Annotated in this window: 14 protein-coding genes and 1 pseudogene; 8 read left to right on the top strand and 7 right to left on the bottom strand. The window is 62.7% G+C overall.

All coding sequences use genetic code 11. From position 1 onward, the window contains the following. The first annotated feature begins 10 nt into the window (after positions 1-10). A complete protein-coding gene (locus tag ACSSVH_RS10055; protein WP_492634437.1) occupies positions 11-910 on the top strand; it encodes a hydroxymethylglutaryl-CoA lyase in 900 nt (299 codons plus the stop codon). 671 nt (positions 911-1,581) lie between these two features. Here ACSSVH_RS10055 and ACSSVH_RS10050 read toward each other — a convergent pair. Then, positions 1,582-3,267 (bottom strand): AMP-binding protein, encoded by a 1,686-nt coding sequence (locus ACSSVH_RS10050; protein ID WP_492634436.1) that lies wholly within the window; start codon positions 3,265-3,267, stop codon positions 1,582-1,584. 171 nt (positions 3,268-3,438) lie between these two features. On the opposite strand from ACSSVH_RS10050, the gene ACSSVH_RS10045 reads away from it, so the two are divergent. Genes ACSSVH_RS10045 through ACSSVH_RS10030 form a run of 4 tightly spaced genes read left to right on the top strand, consistent with a single transcriptional unit; the run spans position 3,439 to position 8,991 of the window. Further along, on the top strand, positions 3,439-4,602 hold the full coding sequence (locus ACSSVH_RS10045; protein WP_038441790.1) for an isovaleryl-CoA dehydrogenase: 1,164 nt from the start codon (positions 3,439-3,441) through the stop codon (positions 4,600-4,602). A gap of 11 nt (positions 4,603-4,613) precedes the next feature. After that, entirely contained in the window at positions 4,614-6,221 is a 1,608-nt protein-coding gene (locus tag ACSSVH_RS10040; RefSeq protein WP_170043117.1) for a carboxyl transferase domain-containing protein, read from the top strand. A gap of 14 nt (positions 6,222-6,235) precedes the next feature. Then, a complete protein-coding gene (locus tag ACSSVH_RS10035) occupies positions 6,236-7,042 on the top strand; it encodes a gamma-carboxygeranoyl-CoA hydratase (protein ID WP_170043118.1) in 807 nt (268 codons plus the stop codon). Continuing rightward, entirely contained in the window at positions 7,039-8,991 is a 1,953-nt protein-coding gene (locus tag ACSSVH_RS10030; RefSeq protein WP_492634435.1) for an acetyl/propionyl/methylcrotonyl-CoA carboxylase subunit alpha, read from the top strand. The genes ACSSVH_RS10035 and ACSSVH_RS10030 overlap by 4 nt, the downstream gene beginning before the upstream one ends. Here ACSSVH_RS10030 and ACSSVH_RS10025 read toward each other — a convergent pair. Further along, the gene (locus ACSSVH_RS10025; protein ID WP_169954375.1) at positions 8,988-9,632 is read right to left on the bottom strand and encodes a LexA family protein; all 645 of its coding nucleotides are present in this window, start codon (positions 9,630-9,632) and stop codon (positions 8,988-8,990) included. The genes ACSSVH_RS10030 and ACSSVH_RS10025 overlap by 4 nt on opposite strands. 130 nt (positions 9,633-9,762) lie before the next feature. On the opposite strand from ACSSVH_RS10025, the gene ACSSVH_RS10020 reads away from it, so the two are divergent. Beyond that, a complete protein-coding gene (locus tag ACSSVH_RS10020) occupies positions 9,763-10,110 on the top strand; it encodes a DUF6124 family protein (protein WP_169954376.1) in 348 nt (115 codons plus the stop codon). Positions 10,111-10,589: 479 nt separating this feature from the next. Beyond that, on the top strand, positions 10,590-11,741 hold the full coding sequence (locus tag ACSSVH_RS10015; protein WP_170043119.1) for a M14 family metallopeptidase: 1,152 nt from the start codon (positions 10,590-10,592) through the stop codon (positions 11,739-11,741). A 26-nt stretch (positions 11,742-11,767) separates the two neighbouring features. Here the strand turns inward: ACSSVH_RS10015 and ACSSVH_RS10010 are convergent, their stop codons facing one another. Further along, complete coding sequence (locus ACSSVH_RS10010) at positions 11,768-12,223, bottom strand: winged helix-turn-helix transcriptional regulator (protein WP_170043120.1); 456 nt, start codon at positions 12,221-12,223, stop codon at positions 11,768-11,770. Between the two features lie 97 nt (positions 12,224-12,320). On the opposite strand from ACSSVH_RS10010, the gene ACSSVH_RS10005 reads away from it, so the two are divergent. Beyond that, the gene (locus ACSSVH_RS10005) at positions 12,321-13,586 is read left to right on the top strand and encodes an MFS transporter (RefSeq protein ID WP_170058825.1); all 1,266 of its coding nucleotides are present in this window, start codon (positions 12,321-12,323) and stop codon (positions 13,584-13,586) included. Here ACSSVH_RS10005 and ACSSVH_RS10000 read toward each other — a convergent pair. The 4 genes and pseudogenes from ACSSVH_RS10000 to ACSSVH_RS09985 all read right to left on the bottom strand — a co-directional run bounded on the left by ACSSVH_RS10000 (position 13,484) and on the right by ACSSVH_RS09985 (position 18,081). Then, the gene (locus ACSSVH_RS10000; RefSeq protein ID WP_432755469.1) at positions 13,484-14,020 is read right to left on the bottom strand and encodes a cytochrome b; all 537 of its coding nucleotides are present in this window, start codon (positions 14,018-14,020) and stop codon (positions 13,484-13,486) included. The genes ACSSVH_RS10005 and ACSSVH_RS10000 overlap by 103 nt on opposite strands. After that, a complete protein-coding gene (locus ACSSVH_RS09995) occupies positions 14,017-15,099 on the bottom strand; it encodes a catalase family peroxidase (RefSeq protein ID WP_492634434.1) in 1,083 nt (360 codons plus the stop codon). The genes ACSSVH_RS10000 and ACSSVH_RS09995 overlap by 4 nt, the downstream gene beginning before the upstream one ends. 101 nt (positions 15,100-15,200) lie before the next feature. Further along, positions 15,201-16,477: pseudogene (locus tag ACSSVH_RS09990) on the bottom strand (hypothetical protein). After that, complete coding sequence (locus ACSSVH_RS09985) at positions 16,474-18,081, bottom strand: amino acid adenylation domain-containing protein (RefSeq protein WP_492634433.1); 1,608 nt, start codon at positions 18,079-18,081, stop codon at positions 16,474-16,476. The pseudogene ACSSVH_RS09990 and the gene ACSSVH_RS09985 overlap by 4 nt, the downstream one beginning before the upstream one ends. Positions 18,082-18,255 lie beyond the last annotated feature (174 nt).

The raw sequence follows: 18,255 nt of genomic DNA, 5'->3' as shown, positions 1-18,255 counted from the left end.
GGTAGATCCCATGTCTCTCCCCTCTCATGTGCGCCTGGTCGAAGTCGGCCCGCGCGACGGCCTGCAAAACGAAGCACAGCCGATCAGCGTGACCGACAAGGTGCAACTGGTCGATGCCCTCAGTGCGGCAGGCCTGGGTTACATCGAAGTCGGCAGTTTTGTCTCGCCCAAGTGGGTCCCGCAAATGGCCGGCTCCGCCGAAGTGTTTGCACAGATCCAGCGCAAGCCCGGCGTGATCTACGGCGCGCTGGCGCCGAACCTGCGTGGGTTCGAGGACGCGCTGGCGGCCGGGGTCAAGGAAGTCGCGGTTTTTGCGGCGGCGTCCGAGGCGTTTTCCCAGCGCAATATCAACTGCTCCATCAGCGAGAGCCTGGAGCGCTTTGCGCCGATCATGGCCGCGGCGCAGCAGCATGGTGTGAGTGTGCGCGGCTATGTGTCCTGTGTGCTGGGTTGCCCTTACGAAGGCCGGGTTGCGCCGGAGCAAGTGGCCGCCGTGGCCCGTGAGCTGTATGCCATGGGCTGTTACGAGGTGTCGTTGGGCGACACCATCGGCACCGGCACCGCAGGGGCTACGCGGCGCATGTTCGAGGTGGTGGGCAAGGACGTGCCACGGGCAAAGCTCGCCGGGCATTTCCATGACACCTACGGCCAGGCCATCGCCAATGTCTATGCCAGCCTGCTGGAAGGTATACAGGTGTTCGACAGCTCTATCGCCGGCCTTGGCGGCTGCCCCTATGCCAAGGGCGCCAGCGGTAACGTGGCCACCGAGGACGTGCTGTACCTGCTCGATGGCCTGGGCATCGAGACCGGTATCGACATGGACCAGTTGATTGTGGCGGGCCAGCAGATCTGTACGGTCCTGGGCCGCCCTACCGGCTCACGCGTGGCCAGGGCCCGCAATGCCCATTGAGTAGCGCTTGTGTTACCTCGCGGCTACACATCGGGTAACACGGGAACATATCTTGTCGCATTTTCTGAAGTAAATTTCCCCCATAAAAATCAAGCCATTGATTTTAAAGGACTTTTAAAAGTTGGCACGGCTTCTGCTATCTCTATTGCATAACAAGAATAAAAAGCACCAAACCTAATAAAAATAAGACGTAACGACTCTGACATAACAAAAACAACACGGCAGAGACGCAGCTAACAGATTTTTTTGGAGAAGATGTGCTTCGCAGGGTACGGCGCAAGCCGCCACTCGCAACCGGGCAGAGAACAATAAAACTACCTCAAGGTAGCTACCCACTGGTTGGATCGCGTGCGAAGAAGCAGATCAGCGCTCAAAAAAATACGTTTGCTCTTGACCCCGGATGGGGGTCGCCAAAAACAGCGGTAAAGGGCCACGGTTGCCAAAAACAACAACAGACCGCCCCTCAATAATAAAAAAAGAGCACGTAACAACAAATTAAAGGGGAGCTTCGGCTCCCCTTTGTGCTGTCTGGATGAAAACAATACCTACTGACACTCCACCGTTAATGTGGGAGCTGGCTTGCCTGCGATAGCGGTGTGTCAGCTACTTAATTGTTGACTGATAAACCGCAATCGCAGGCAAGCCAGCTCCCACCCTTTAGATCGGGGCGATCAGGGTTTCAGCGTTCGCAGTTGCTCGATCGTGATCTCACGCATGCGAAACTTCTGGATCTTCCCCGTCACCGTCATCGGAAACTCTTCGACAAAGCGGAAATGCTTCGGCGTCTTGAAGTGTGCAATGCGCCCCTTGCACCAGGTCTGCAGTTCCAGCTCGTTGGCCACCTGCCCCGGGTGGAACTTGATCCAGGCCACGATCTCTTCACCGTAACGCTCGTCGGGAATGCCGATGATCTGCACATCCGCCACCGCCGGGTGGGTGAAGAAGAACTCCTCCAGCTCCCGTGGGTACACGTTTTCGCCACCGCGAATGATCATGTCTTTGTTACGCCCGGCGATGCACACGTAACCCTGCTCATCCATGGTCGCCAGGTCGCCGGTGTGCATCCAGCCGGCGTCGTCGATGGCTTCGCGGGTGCCCTCGGGGTTGTTCCAGTAGCCGAGCATCACGCTGTAGCCTCGGGTGCACAACTCGCCGATCTGCCCACGCGGCACGGTGTTGCCGGCTTCGTCGATGATCTTGCTTTCCAGCTGGGGCTGGGTGCGCCCGACCGTGGTCACGCGCCGCTCCAGGTCATCATCCGCACCGGTCTGCAACGACACCGGGCTGGTCTCGGTCATGCCGTAGGCAATCTGCACTTCGCTCATGTGCAGGTCGCTGATCACCCGGCGCATCACCTCGATCGGGCAGGTGGAGCCGGCCATGATCCCGGTGCGCAGGGTCGACAGGTCGAACGTGCTGCGTTGCGGATGATCGAGCACCGCGATAAACATCGTCGGTACGCCGTACAGGCCGGTAGCGCGTTCTTCGGCCACGGCGGCCAGGGTCAGTAGCGGGTCGAAGCCGTCATTGGGATAGATCATGGTGGTGCCATGGGTGATGCAGCCCAGGTTGCCCATGACCATGCCAAAGCAATGATAGAGCGGCACCGGGATCACCAGGCGATCCTGCGCGGTCAGGCCCAGGCTTTCGCCAACCATGTAGCCGTTGTTGAGGATGTTGTGGTGGCTGAGGGTGGCGCCCTTGGGGAAGCCCGTGGTACCGGAGGTGTACTGGATGTTGACGGCTTGATCGAAGTGCAGGCTGGCCTCGCGGTGGTGCAATTGTTCCGGGGGTGTACCCGTCCCCAGAGCCGACAATTGCGACCAGGGCAGGAACCCCGAGGGCGGTCGCGCCTCCAGGCTGATCACCCCGCGCAGTTGCGGCAACAGATCACAGCGCAACTGGCCGATGCCCTGCTCCGCCAGTTCCGGCACCAGCGCCTGCAGCATCCCGTGGTAGTCGGAGGACTTGAACGCGCCGGCACAGATCAACCACTGGCAACCCGACTGCTTGAGCACGTATTCCAGTTCGCTGCTGCGGTAGGCCGGGTTGATGTTGACCAGGATCACCCCGAGCTTGGCGCTGGCCACCTGGCTGATGCACCACTCGGCGCAGTTCGGCGCCCAGATGCCCAAGCGATCCCCGGCCTGCAACCCCAGGGCCAGCAGCCCGCGTGCATGCAGGTCCACGGCTTGGGCCAGTTGCCGCCAGGTGTAGCGCAGTTGCTGATGGCGCACCACCAGGGCCTCGCCCTCCGGGTGCTGCGCCACGGTGCGGTCAAATGCCTGGCCGATGGTCATGGCCAACAGGGCCTTGTCCTGTGGGCCACGGCTGTAGCTCTGATTCGGTTGATCCATGACGACCCCTATTGTCTTTTTTGTAGGTGGACGGTGCGCCGGTCAGGCGCGAGCTTGACGTTAACGTAAGCTACGATTGACAGTCATGCAACGCAAGTTTACGTTAACGTAAAGGTGATCGCCCAATGGCGTCGCCAGCCCCACAACAATAATGTTTATAGGTGCCCTCCCATGAGTTACCCGACCCTGAACTTCGCCCTCGGTGAAACCATCGACATGCTGCGCGACCAGGTGCAGGCCTTCGTGGCCAAGGAGCTGGCGCCACGGGCAGCGCAGATTGATATCGACAACCTGTTCCCCGTGGATATGTGGCGCAAGTTCGGTGACATGGGCCTGTTGGGCATCACCGTGCCGGAAGAATACGGCGGGGCCGGCCTGGGTTACCTGGCCCACGTGGTGGCCATGGAAGAAATCAGCCGTGGCTCGGCCTCGGTGGCGCTGTCCTACGGCGCGCACTCCAACCTGTGCGTCAACCAGATCAACCGCAACGGCAACCACGAGCAAAAACTCAAGTACTTGCCCAAGCTGATCAGCGGCGAGCACATTGGCGCCCTGGCCATGAGCGAGCCGAATGCCGGTTCCGATGTGGTGTCGATGAAGCTGCGCGCCGACAAGCGTGGCAGCGTATATGTGCTCAACGGCAGCAAGACCTGGATCACCAACGGCCCCGATGCCCACACCTATGTGATCTACGCCAAGACCGACCTGGAAAAAGGCGCCCACGGCATTACCGCGTTTATCGTCGAGCGCGACGCCAAAGGGTTCAGCCGCAGCAACAAGTTCGACAAGCTGGGCATGCGCGGCTCCAACACCTGCGAGCTGTTTTTCGATGACGTCGAAGTGCCCGAAGAAAACATCCTCGGCGCGCTCAATGGCGGGGTCAAAGTGCTGATGAGCGGCCTGGACTACGAACGCGTGGTGCTCTCCGGTGGCCCTACCGGGATCATGCAGGCCTGCATGGACCTGATCGTGCCGTACATCCACGACCGCAAGCAGTTCGGCCAGAGCATCGGTGAGTTCCAGTTGATCCAGGGCAAGGTCGCCGACATGTACACCCAGCTCAACGCCAGCCGCGCCTACCTCTATGCCGTGGCACAGGCCTGCGAGCGTGGCGAAACCACGCGCAAGGACGCCGCCGGGGTGATCCTGTACAGCGCCGAACGCGCAACGCAGATGGCTCTTGATGCAATCCAGATTCTCGGCGGCAATGGCTACATCAATGAATTCCCCGCAGGCCGCCTGCTGCGCGATGCCAAGCTGTATGAAATCGGCGCGGGCACCAGTGAGATCCGGCGCATGCTGATTGGTCGCGAACTGTTCAACGAAACCCGCTGAGGGAGTGCACCATGGCCACCCTGCACACCCAACTCAACCCGCGTTCGGCAGAATTCGCCGCCAACAGCGCGGCGATGCTCAAACAGGTCGATGCCTTGCACACCCTGCTCGCCCAGGTCCAGCAAGGCGGCGGCAGCAAGGCCCAGGAGCGTCATACCTCCCGTGGCAAGCTGCTGCCGCGCGAGCGCATCAACCGCCTGCTCGACCCGGGCTCGGCGTTCCTTGAGCTCAGCCAACTGGCGGCGTATCAGGTCTACGGTGAAGACGTACCGGCTGCTGGCGTGATCGCCGGGATCGGCCGCGTTGAAGGCGTGGAATGCATGATCGTCGCCAACGATGCCACGGTAAAAGGCGGCTCCTACTACCCGCTGACCGTAAAAAAACACCTGCGCGCACAGACCATCGCCGAACAGAACCGCCTGCCGTGCATCTACCTGGTGGATTCCGGCGGCGCCAACCTGCCGCGCCAGGATGAGGTGTTTCCCGACCGCGAGCACTTTGGGCGGATCTTCTTCAACCAGGCCAACATGAGCGCGCAAGGCATCCCGCAGATCGCCGTGGTCATGGGTTCCTGCACCGCTGGCGGCGCCTATGTACCGGCGATGGCCGATGAAGCGATCATGGTGCGCCAGCAGGCGACTATCTTCCTCGCCGGCCCGCCACTGGTGAAGGCCGCCACCGGCGAAGTGGTCAGCGCCGAAGACCTTGGCGGGGCCGACGTGCACTGCAAGATTTCCGGGGTGGCCGACCACTACGCCGACAGCGACGAACACGCCCTGGCCCTGGCCCGGCGCAGCGTTGCCAACCTCAACTGGCGCAAGCAGGGGCAGTTGCAACAGCGCACGCCGGTCGCGCCGCTGTACGCCAGCGACGAGTTGTACGGGGTGATCCCGGCCGACGCCAAGCAACCTTTTGATGTGCGCGAAGTGATTGCGCGACTGGTGGACGGCTCGGTCTTCGATGAGTTCAAGGCGCTGTTCGGCACCACGCTGGTCTGCGGCTTTGCCCATTTGCATGGCTACCCCATCGCGATCCTCGCCAACAACGGGATCCTCTTCGCTGAAGCTGCGCAAAAAGGCGCGCACTTTATCGAACTGGCCTGCCAGCGCGGGATTCCCCTGTTGTTCTTGCAGAACATCACCGGCTTTATGGTCGGGCAGAAGTACGAAGCCGGTGGCATCGCCAAGCACGGCGCCAAGCTGGTCACGGCGGTGGCCTGCGCCAAGGTGCCGAAATTCACGGTGATCATCGGCGGCAGCTTTGGTGCCGGTAACTACGGGATGTGCGGACGCGCCTATGACCCGCGCTTTTTGTGGATGTGGCCCAACGCCCGCATTGGCGTGATGGGCGCCGAACAGGCCGCCGGCGTGCTGGTGCAGGTCAAGCGCGAGCAGGCCGAACGCGGTGGCCAGGCGTTCAGCGCCGAGGACGAAGCGCAGATCAAGCAGCCGATCCTCGACCAGTACGAAACTCAAGGCCACCCCTACTACTCCAGCGCCCGCCTGTGGGATGACGGCGTCATCGACCCCTTGCAGACCCGTGACGTGCTGGCCCTGGCCTTGTCCGCCGCGCTGAATGCCCCCATCGAGCCGAGCCGCTTCGGCGTGTTCCGCATGTAATTGGAGCTGCACCCATGAGCGATTTCAACACCGTTGAACTGGTCAACGACCCCCGTGGCTTTGCCACGCTGTGGTTGAGCCGGGAACACAAGAACAACGCGTTCAACGCCGAAATGATCCGCGAGCTGATCATTGCCCTGGACCAGGTGCAGGCCGATGCCTCCCTGCGCTTTTTACTGGTACGCGGGCGCGGCAAGCATTTCAGCGCCGGCGCGGACCTGGCCTGGATGCAGCAGTCGGCCGAGCTGGACTACCACACCAACCTCGACGACGCCCGCGAGCTGGCGGAGTTGATGTACAACCTGGCCAAGCTGAAGATCCCGACACTGGCGGTGGTCCAGGGCGCGGCCTATGGCGGCGCCCTGGGCCTGATCAGTTGCTGCGACATGGCCATTGGCGCCGATGATGCGCAGTTCTGCCTGTCAGAAGTACGCATCGGCCTCGCACCGGCTGTCATCAGCCCGTTTGTGGTGCAGGCGATTGGCGAGCGTGCGGCACGCCGCTATGCCTTGACCGCAGAACGCTTCGACGGCCAACAGGCGCAAGCCATCGGGCTGTTGGCGCAAAGCTACCCGCTTGAGGCGCTGAATCAGCAAGTCGAACTATGGACCGCCAACCTGTTGCTCAACAGCCCGGCCGCCATGCGCGCCAGCAAGGATCTACTGCGCGAAGTGGGTAACGGCGCACTCACCCCGGCGTTGCGCCGTTACTGCGAAAATGCCATCTCACGCATCCGCGTCAGCGCCGAAGGCCAGGAAGGCCTGCGCGCGTTTTTGCACAAGCGTGCGCCCAGTTGGCAGTCCCAGGAGCCGCGCTCATGAGTGCACCGTTGATTACCTGCGTACTGGTGGCCAACCGTGGCGAAATCGCCTGCCGGGTCATGCGCACGGCCAAGGCGTTGGGCATGACCACCGTTGCCGTACACAGCGCTACGGACCGCGATGCGCGCCACAGCCGCGAAGCCGATATCCGGGTGGACCTGGGCGGCAGCAAGGCCGCCGACAGTTACCTGCAGATCGACAAACTGATCGCCGCGGCCAAGGCCAGCGGCGCCCAGGCGATTCATCCCGGCTATGGCTTTCTTTCCGAAAACCCGGGTTTTGCGCGGGCGATTGAAGAGGCTGGGCTGATTTTCCTCGGCCCACCTGCCTCGGCCATTGATGCCATGGGCAGCAAGTCGGCGGCCAAGGCATTGATGGAAACCGCCGGCGTGCCGCTGGTGCCGGGTTACCACGGGGCCGGCCAGGACCTGGAAACCTTCCGCCAGGCTGCCGCGCGCATTGGCTACCCGGTGCTGCTCAAGGCCACGGCCGGCGGCGGCGGCAAGGGCATGAAAGTGGTCGAGGACGAAAGCCAACTGGCCGAAGCTCTGGCCTCGGCCCAGCGCGAGGCGCTGTCGTCGTTTGGCAACGCGCAGATGCTGGTGGAGAAATACCTGATCAAGCCGCGCCACGTGGAGATCCAGGTATTCGCCGACCAGCACGGCCATTGCCTGTACCTCAATGAACGCGACTGCTCGATCCAGCGTCGCCATCAAAAGGTCGTCGAAGAAGCACCGGCCCCCGGCCTCAGCCCTGCCCTGCGCCAGGCCATGGGCGAGGCAGCGGTGCGTGCCGCCCAAGCGATTGGCTATGTGGGCGCCGGCACCGTGGAGTTTCTGCTGGATGCGCGCGGTGAATTCTTCTTCATGGAGATGAACACCCGCTTGCAGGTGGAACACCCGGTGACCGAGGCCATCACCGGCCTGGACCTGGTGGCCTGGCAGATTCGCGTGGCGCAAGGCGAGCCGTTGCCAATCACCCAGGAGCAGGTGCCGTTGCGCGGCCATGCCATTGAAGTGCGGCTGTATGCCGAAGACCCGGCCAATGACTTTTTGCCGGCCACCGGGCATCTGGCGCTGTACCGTGAATCAGCGCCAGGCCCGGGACGCCGGGTGGACAGTGGCGTCGAGCAGGGCGACGACGTTTCGCCCTTCTACGACCCGATGCTCGGCAAGCTGATTGCCTGGGGCGAGGACCGCGAACAGGCGCGCCTGCGCCTGTTGAGCATGCTCGACGAGTTTGCGGTCGGCGGTTTGAAGACCAACCTGGGCTTTTTGCGGCGCATCATCGGCCACCCGGCATTCGCTGCGGCGCAGTTGGATACCGGCTTCATCCCGCGCTATCAGGAGCAATTGCTGCCAGGCGCCAGCGCCTTGAGCGATGAGTTCTGGCACGCGGCTGGGCACGCGTTTATGCAAAGCCAACTGCCTCGGCTGCGGGACGACGACCCCGCCTCGCCGTGGGCTGCGACGCAGGGCTTTCGTGCGGGCCTGCCCGCCGAGACTTCACTGCACCTGAGCTGCGACGGCCAGGACCGCTTGGTAACGCTGCAAACGCACGCTGTGCCGCAACTGCGCGACGAACACTTGGTGATCGCGGATGCCGGAATCCGCCGCTCGCACATGGCCGTGCGCCATGGGCAGACGCTGTTCCTGCGCTGGCAGGGTGAGATGCGCGGCGTGACGCTGTTTGATCCGATCGCCGCCGTCGATGCCGGACAGGCCCATCAGGGCGGCCTCACTGCGCCGATGAACGGCAGCATCGTGCGGGTGCTGGTGGAAGTCGGGCAGACGGTCGAGGCTGGCACACAACTGGTGGTGCTCGAGGCCATGAAGATGGAGCACAGCATCCGCGCGCCCCATGGGGGGGTGGTCAAGGCGCTGTATTGCCAGGAAGGCGAAATGGTCGGCGAAGGCAGCGCCTTGGTGGAGCTGGAGGCCCTGGCCTAGAACTTCACCGTGGCCTGTACCACGACGCCGATGATCTGACAGTCATCGGTGAGCAGGGCCTTGGGGTAGGTCGGGTTGAGCGGCATCAGGTAACGCTGGCCGCTTTCCTCGATCAACTTGCGAAAGGTCGCCTGGCTGCTGCCGGCCCATTGGGCTACCACCAATTTGCCGGGCTCGGCGGCGAGAGCCGGGTCCACCAGGATCATCATCCCTTCGGCGATGCTCGGCCCGCTCGGTGCCGTCATCGCATCACCGCTCACCTGCAGCCAGAACGCCTCGCCATCGGCGTCGTAGTCGCTCGCCTCAAAACGCGCAGGGCCGTAGGCCGGCCGCGATTCATGGACCCGGCCGGGCTGCTTCCAGTCCCTCACGGGGTAGCGAAAATACGGGTTGTATTGAACGGCCGGCGCGGCTTCGTCGGCCGGGGCCTCGCCCTTCTCGCGGATTACCAGTGCCGCTTCCAGGTAACCCAGGCCCAGTTCCTCGAGCACCCGGTTCATGTCGTCGAGGCTCGGTACCCGGCGCTTGCCCAGCCAATGGGCAACACCGCCCTGGGACATGCCCAGGCGCGTGGCCAGTTGGTTTTGCGTGACCTGGCGGGCCTTCATGTTGGCTTTGACCAACGCTATCCATTTATCCATGGGGCATGACAATACCGGGTGTATTCGCGGCGACAATAAACAGTTTGTAGTAATCAATCAAATGACATAAATACAGATCGTATTATTATCAGCTCCACCTGTTCACCTTCCCACCCAGAGCACCGACCACATGACCACAACCCCGGATCACCTGCCTGGTACACCTGATGACGATGAAATTAAGTGCTTGCAGGGCAGCGACGCAGCCCGGCGCGCCTTGGACTACTACTTCAAAGAAGACGCCGAGCCCACATCGGACGATGTGGCCTGGTTCGAGGCCAGCCCCACTGTCAGCCATGAAGAAGCCCTGGTCCACGCTTCGGACCTGCTACGCAGCGCCGCCGCCATCGCGTATGAGCTGGCGAACAACAAGCTGGGGGGCACCCGGGACCTGGCGTTTTCGGTGGTGTATCTGATTGATATGGCCAAGGCCATGCTGGAGCGTCCACTGCAACTGGTCGGCGGGAAAACCCCTTGACCCGGTAGGCGTGCAGGAACAGAAGGAAAAATATTTCTATCTGGCAGATAAAAACATTTGACTTGCAAATGATAATGATTATTATTGCATGCAGCTGGTCGCGAGATCAGTCGATAGACCAAGGGACCTTAGGTCGGACTCTTGGAATATCTCCTCATCAGGCTAATCACGGTTTTTGACCCGGCTCTTTGGCCGGGTCTTTTTTTTGCCAGTTATTCTGGCGTGGCTTCAGGCTAATGAAGACTGTGTGTTGCTTGATGGCGCGCATGGTAGCAAAAGACCATCGCCGAAAGAAAGCCGATAAAGCGCTCTAGCCCGGATCTTTCCAAATTAGCACTTGAGAATCAATCTCATAGACTCTAAGCTGCTGCAGCGTCAAGGATGACGCCCCCTTCTTTTTCGCATTAATTTGCGTCCAGATTTTACCCCGCGCCTGTGTAAACTGCCCGCCACACCATTTAAATTCAGGCAAGCAGACTATGACCGTGGCCTTGACCTCCATCAAAATCAGCAGCGACTTCGACAGCGGCAATATCCAGGTGCTCGACACCAGCGATGCCCATCAGTTGCTGCTGGCAATCAAGCCGGATACCCGCAGCCAGCACTTCCAATGGTTCCACTTCAAGGCCGAAGGGATGCACATTGGTCATACCCATACCTTCCGCCTGAGCAACGCTGGCCAGTCTTCCTACAAACATGCCTGGAGCGGCTACAACGCCGTGGCGTCCTATGACCATATCAACTGGTTCCGGGTGCCGACGCGCTTTGATGGCGAAACCTTGCACATCGAATTGCAAACCGAGCAAAAACACGCCTGGCTCGCCTACTTCGAGCCCTACAGCCGCGCGCGCCACGCCTGGTTGATCGACCAGGCGCTGAACCGCGCCGGTACGCAACTGCTGGCCACCGGCAAGAGTGTCGAGGGCCGTGATATCCCCCTGCTCCGCCGTGGCAAGGGGGACGCGGGGCAGCGCAAAGTGTGGATCATTGCCCAGCAGCACCCCGGCGAGCACATGGCCGAGTGGTTTATGGAAGGCATCATCGAACGCCTGCAACAGGACGGTGATGATGAGCTGAAAAAACTCCTGGCCACCGCCGACCTGTACCTGGTACCGAACATGAACCCGGATGGCGCGTTCCATGGCCATCTGCGCACCAACGCCATGGGCCAGGACCTCAACCGCGCCTGGCAGAGCGCAAGCCAGGAACTGAGCCCGGAAGTGCTGTTCGTCCAGCAGCAGATGGAGAAGTACGGCGTAGACCTGTTCCTGGATATCCATGGCGACGAGGAAATCCCCTACGTGTTCGCCGCAGCGTGCGAAGGCAACCCCGGCTACACCCCGCGTATCGAAGGCCTGGAAAAACACTTTCGCAGCCACTTGAGCGAGCTGACCCGCGACTTCCAGACCACCCATGGCTACACCCGCGACCTGCCTGGCCAGGCCAATATGACCCTGGCTTGCAACAGCGTGGGCGAGAAATTCGACTGCCTGTCCCTGACCCTCGAAATGCCCTTCAAGGACAACGACGATGCGCCCGATCCGCGTACCGGCTGGTCTGGCAAACGCTCCCGGCAACTGGGCAAGGACGTGTTGAGCACCGTGGCGGACATAGTCAACGTACTGCGCTGACCCTGCCCCAATAAGTATCGCTAACCCTAAGCCTCGGACTGCGCCGCCACCCGCAGGCAGTCCTGAGGTCCGAGCACCCGGCCATCCGCCGCATGCACCTGCAAAGCCTGCAGCGGCTGACCGTGCTCACGGTCCAACAGCACCGAATGGGCCTCGCCTTCGGCGTAGAAAAACCCCTCGCCCCATTGCCGCAACCCAATGATCACCGCAAACAGCCCCCTGCCCTTTTCCGTCAACACGTACTCCTGATAAGCGCTGCCATCCGAGGCCGGGACAATCTCGAAAATTCCGTGACCGACCAGGCTGCGCAAGCGCGTGGCCAGTATGTTCTTGGCCATGCCCAGGCTGCGCTGGAACTCGCCAAAGCGGCGGATGCCATCGAATGCATCGCGAATGATCAGCAGCGCCCAACCATCGCCAATCGCCTCCAGTGAGCGCGCCACCGGGCATTCGGCAGTTTCAAAGCGGGTGAGTCTGACCATGGGTAACGCCTGCCTGACAAAAAATGTAGTTGCAATATAAAACCGCAATACCTACCGTACAACCAGTTTCATTTAGCAACCACATTGAGAATTGAGCATGCCCCCATCATCGTTAAGCGCCGCCGTGGTGCTGCTGTTTGCCATTGCCTGTGGCCTGTCGGTGGCGAATGTCTATTACGCCCAACCCCTGCTCGATGCCATGGCCATGACGTTCGCCATGGACCCCGCCACCGTCGGCATCGTGATCAGCCTGACCCAGGTTGGCTATGGCGTTGGCCTGTTACTGCTGGTGCCGCTGGGCGATCTGCTCAATCGCCGGCATTTGATCGTCGGGCAGTTACTGCTGTCCACCGGTGCGGTGTTGCTGGTCGGCCTCTCCAACAGCCTCGTCGGGTTTCTGGCCGGCCTGCTGCTGACGGGCCTGCTCGCCGTGGTGGCCCAGGTGTTGGTGGCCTACGCCGCCAACCTGGCGCGGCCCGAGCAACGGGGGCATGTGGTGGGCCTGGTGACCAGTGGCATCGTGGTTGGCCTGCTGCTGGCGCGCACGGTGTCCGGGATCATGGCGGACCTGGCCGGCTGGCGTTCGGTGTATCTGCTGTCGGCGGGCTTGACCCTGTTGATGGCACTGCTGCTCTGGCGTGTCTTGCCCACCACCGAGCAGCCTCGGGCGTCAGGCTCCTATCGCCAGTTGCTGGTTTCAGTGTTCAGCCTGTTACGTGAGGAAAAAGTGCTACGCGACCGCGCAGTGCTGGCGTTTCTGATTTTTGCCGCGGGTACCGTGCTCTGGACCCCGCTGGTGCTGCCCTTGAGCGCCCCACCCCTGTCGTTGTCCCACACCCAGATCGGCCTGTTCGGCCTCGCCGGTGCCGCCGGCGCATTGGGCGCGGCCCATGCCGGGCGCCTGGCAGACCGCGGCCTCGCCCAGTGGACCAGCGGCGCGGCCCTGGTGCTGATGCTGCTGTCATGGCTGGCCATCGCCTTGACCCAGTCTTCGTTGTGGGCTCTGCTGCTTGGGGTGATTACCTTCGACCTCGGCCTGCAAGCCGTGCATGTCACCAGCCAAAGCCTGATCTACAGCGTACGCCCCGAAGCCCAAAGCCGCCTGGCAGCCGGCTACATGCTGTTCTACTCGGCGGGCAGCGCCCTGGGCTCGCTCGGCGCGACCCTGATGTACGCCTGGGCCGGCTGGCTCGGCGTGTGTGCCTTGGGCGCCGCCATCAACCTGCTGGCGCTGGTGTACTGGCGGGCGACCCTGGGGCCTCAGTCCTTGCCGAGCATGCTTTGCAGCACGCCATCCCGGCGAACCCAACCATGGAACAACGCCGCCGCCAAATGCAGCAGCACCGTGAGGAACAGCAAATAAGCGAGATACCCATGGGCCTTGCGCAGCACCGCGAACAACTGCGCGTTGGCCGGCACCCACGAAGGCAACTGCAGCGCGCTGGACAGCATCACCGGGTCACCCGCCGCCGAAATCATCGCCCAGCCCAGTAGCGGCAGCACCAGCATCAAGCCGTACAGCAGCAGATGCGACGCCTTGGCCGCCAACACCTGCCACGCCGGTAAATCGGCAGGCAACGCTGGCTGACGGGTAGAAAAACGCACCGCCAGGCGCACGATCACCAACAGCAGAATCGCAATGCCCAACGGCTTGTGCAGGTGCAACAACCATTCATGGCGCTGGGACACCGAAGCCACCATGCCAGCACCGATAAACAGCATGGCGATGACCATCAGCGCCATCAGCCAGTGCAGCAGGCGCGCCAGCGGGGCGAAAAACCGCGGTTGGGCATTCATGGCCGGGACTCCTGAGGGGGGTTGGGCAACTGGCTGACTTCACCGGTACGGCGCAGGTATGAACTGGCATAGGCAGCGGAACGTGCCGCCAGCAGCGGGTCATTGGAGGCTTCGATACCGCTGGGCAGGATCAGCGGGTCAAAGTTGATATCGCGGCAATCGCCGTCCAACTGCGGCTGGCTACGTTCGAGCACCAGGGTGCCGGCGTTCAACACCGTGTGCGCGCCGGCCCAGGCCTTGCTGGCGTCATCCACCGGGTCCGCGGGGTTGGCCAGGGTGATCTGCAATTGCCAGCGCAAGGGTCCGGCCGCCAACCGCTGCTCCAGGTCGGCCTGGAGAAAATCCGCCCCTCCTGGCGCAACGGCGCCACTGACGTCCTGGCTCATCGGCACCACGCCCCAGCGCACGGCCTGGCGTTGCCCGTTGGCGCTGACCAGGTAAAACGCATTGATGCCGTTGTAACTTTCGCTGGCATAGCTGGCCGAAGGCCTGGCGGTCTTGACCCAGGCCAGGAACGGCGCGGTCTCGGGATGACTGGCAAAAAACGCCGGCAGACTGGCCGGGTTGGGCTTGCCGGTCGCAGGGTCCGCAGCCCCCGCCTTGAGCATCTGGTAGAAGGCCTCGGGGGTGCCCACCGGGAACACCGGCATGCTGTTCATCCCGCTGCGCCATTGCTGGCCGTTGGCCTGGTTGAACTGCACGGCCAGGCTGCGGATCGGCACGCTGCTGTCCGGGGCATAGGGGTTGCCGCTGGGTAGGGCGAAACGCCCGATCACCGGGGTGCGCGCTTCACTGAATACCTGCGCGCTGGAATAGGCACGCGCCGCAGGGCTGCTTTCGAAATAACCCGCCACGCATACGCCCTTGGCATGGTTGCGCCGGTAGCCAGGGTGCAGGCCGTTGTTGGTTTCCAGGGCATTGACCAGGGTCTTGGGGCGCAACCGCTGTGGGTCGAGGGTACCGTTAACGTAGGCAAAGGCCCCGGCAACGACGCCGACGACCACGCCGATAGCGGCCAGGCGCAGCACCAGGCTGGCGCGCCCCAACGGCGTGCGGGGTGGCGATGGATGATCTGGCATGAAGTGCTCCGAGGCCAACGGCCACAGGTGGAAGGTGCAATGAGACGCCGCTCACGCAGGCTTATTCCACCAAGGCCGTAGGCTTTTTCGCAGCGGGTGATTCAGGAGTCCCAGATCGCGCCATAGGCCGGGATCCCCCGCGCCTCCATTTGCGCCACCACCCGGCGCGTCAACGCCTGGTTGGCGATACAGATCACCGCTTCGGCACCAAAATCCTGCACCGCCGCGTACGCCAACTGCACCAGGTCTGGCTTGCCGCGCACGTCGGTGTCCCAAATCACTGCGTGCGGTTGCGCCCGCAGGATTTCGGCGACCAGCTCTTCACCATAGGTCTTTGCCGGGCTGCGGGTGGACCACACCAACTGGATCGGCACCTGCCCGGCCAGCAAGTGCGGCATCACCGGGCCAATCCCGCTGCCGGTGGCGATATACACCACCGACTTGAACAACGTCTCGATATTCGCCACGCCCGCCGTGGTAATGCCCTTGACCCAGACATGGGCTGGCATGTGCTCGATAAAACGCCCCGTCCAGTCCCCGGCCCTGGAAATAATCAGGCGAAAGCCCGGCTGGCCCGGGGTCGGGATATTGGCAAACGAGTGCCACTCCAGCAGCGGCTGCAGGCTGATCGCCGTCGACGAGCCGGCAAAGGGCGTGGTGTGGCGCAATGTGGTGATCACCGCATGAGCGCAAGGCCGCTGATGACTGACTGCCACTTTGCGCAAGCGCAACCAAGGCAGGGCAATGCTCAAGGTCAGCACCAACAGCATCCCGAATGCAACCGGATGAGCCTCGGCCAGCAGTGCCTGCACCCAGAACAACAGCAAGGCCCCCACCCCGCAAAGCGGTGCACGCGCTCAAAGCCATTGTGAAAACGCCTGCGAATCCCCGGCTGCGCCATGACCACCATCAACAGCAACACTCCCAACAGCGCCGCACTGACCAACAACCACGGCGCAGAAACACTCTGCGGCTGTTGCAGGTAACGCCAGCCCTGGCTGGCGACCAACAGCGCGAACCACAGCGTCGCCGCCAGCGCACCGCCGCTGTGCAGCCCGCCCAGGTGATAGACCTTGGCAGCATGGCGACGCAGGTACAGCGGCCAGCTCAGCGGGATGCGCGTGGCCAGCCAAAACAGCCCGTTGATCACGTACTGCTGGCGCACCAGGATCGCCAGGGACAGGTTGATCATCACCAGCATCGACAGTTGCTGCGCATCGATCACGGGCAGCTTCAAGCCAGACAGTGCAAACCACCCGTTGCCCAGCAGCACCAACGCCACCAGCCGGTTGTAATGGGAAAATATCGGCAAGCCACGCCACCGCCGCCACCCGCCAGGCAGGGCGGGCACTACCGTCGCCATCCACCGCTCAATCATGCTCGGCCCCCTGCTTTGAGGGCGAGTTGGCGACCCTCCTCGCTGTCACAGGCCCATTGCCGCAGCAGGGTCTTGTCGATCTTGCCGCGTGCCGTCAGGGGCAAGTGCTCCAAGGCAAAAATCACCGCCGGCACACAGTAGTAGGCCAGCCGCTGCGCGCAGAACTGCCTGGCTGCCGCAATGTCCGCCGTGGCCGGTGTGACGAATGCCACCAGGTGCTGACTGTCGAACTTCAACGCCACCGCCCGGCTACAGGCGCCACTGGCCTCCAGCGTGCTGGCCAGCGCGTCCAACTCCACGCGAAAACCGCGCACCTTGACCTGATCGTCGACCCGCCCCAGATGCTCCAGGGCCCCATCATCCGTCCAGCGCCCCAGGTCGCGGGTACGGAACATCATCCGCCCCGCCCCCAGGAACGGATCAGGCCGATAGCGCTGCGCAGTCAACAACGGGTCATGCAGATAGCCCGCCGTCACCCCGTCGCCCCCGGCCCACATCTCGCCCACTTCCCCCGGCGCGCAGGCCTGGCCGTGTTCATCCAGCACATACACGGTGTTGTTGGGCGTCGGTTGGCCGATGGTCAACGGCGCCCCTGGTACATGCCGGTGCAAGGTGTTGACGATGGTGGTTTCCGTGGGTCCGCAACCGTTATAGAAGGTGCAATGGGCCGCCCAGCGATCCGCCAGGGCCTGCGGGCATGGCTCGCCCGCCACTGCGACCACCTCAAGCGTGGCGCACTGTCGTGGGTCCAGGGTGGCGAGAATCGACGGGGTGGCGATCAGCACTTGGCAATGGCGGGCCGTTTCGCCGATATCTTGCTGACGGATATACAACGTCGCCCCGTGGGCCAGGCAGCCGAGGATTTCCCAGGCGGCCATGTCAAACGCGATATTGAGGATTTGCCCAACCCTCATGCCCGGCTTGATGCCCAGGTTGCCCGGTGCCGTCAGCACGATGTTGCACACATTGCGGTGCGTCACCCGCACCCCATTGGGCCGCCCTGTGGTGCCGGAGGTGAACAGCACAAAACACAGGCTGGCGGGGTCTGGCGCGGCGACATTCAGCTCGCAGGCCTGCGCCACCCACGGCTGTTGCGCCAGGAACTCGTCCAGGCACACGCACAAATGCCCCGCTGCCAGCGGCAATTGGTCCTTGAACCCCGACAAGGTCAGCACCACTGCACTCGACAGCGCCTCAAGGATCATCGCCAACTGCGCCGGCGGAGTGATCCTGGCATCCTGCGGCACATAGGCCGCGCCGATCTTCAACACCGCGAGCATCCCCACCAGCATGGGGATCGACCGCTCGACAAACAACGCCACCGTATCGCCCGCCATCACCCCCTGCGCGAGCAGGTGCCGGGCCAGCCGATCGGCCTGGCGGTTCAACTGCTCATAGCTGATGCTCTGGCCCGAGCAGAGCGCGGCGATCCCATGGGGGGTTGCCGCGGCGTGCGCCTCGAATGCCTGGTGGATACACGCGTACGGCAGCGCCCGCGCCGGCCCGCAGCCCCAGGTTTGAAGGGTATGACGTTGGATGATGGGCAAATGGCCCAGTGCCTTGGTGCAAGCAAAACCGCTATCCGCTGCTGTCGTCGATATCATGGGTCAACTCCTCAACTGGCCCCTGCCTCACACTGTTCGGGCAGGCAGGGGCCTTGACTGAGGACCATTCACGGCATTACAGGGCTGCGAGAGCCCACAAAAGACAGAGACCAAGGCTATCTACAGCGCTTATTTTTCCCACAGATGGAATAACCTTTGCCCCTAGGCGTCTTC

Source organism: Pseudomonas sp. HC1(2025) (genome assembly GCF_058742075.1).
This window is presented reverse-complemented; position numbering and strand designations above follow the sequence as displayed.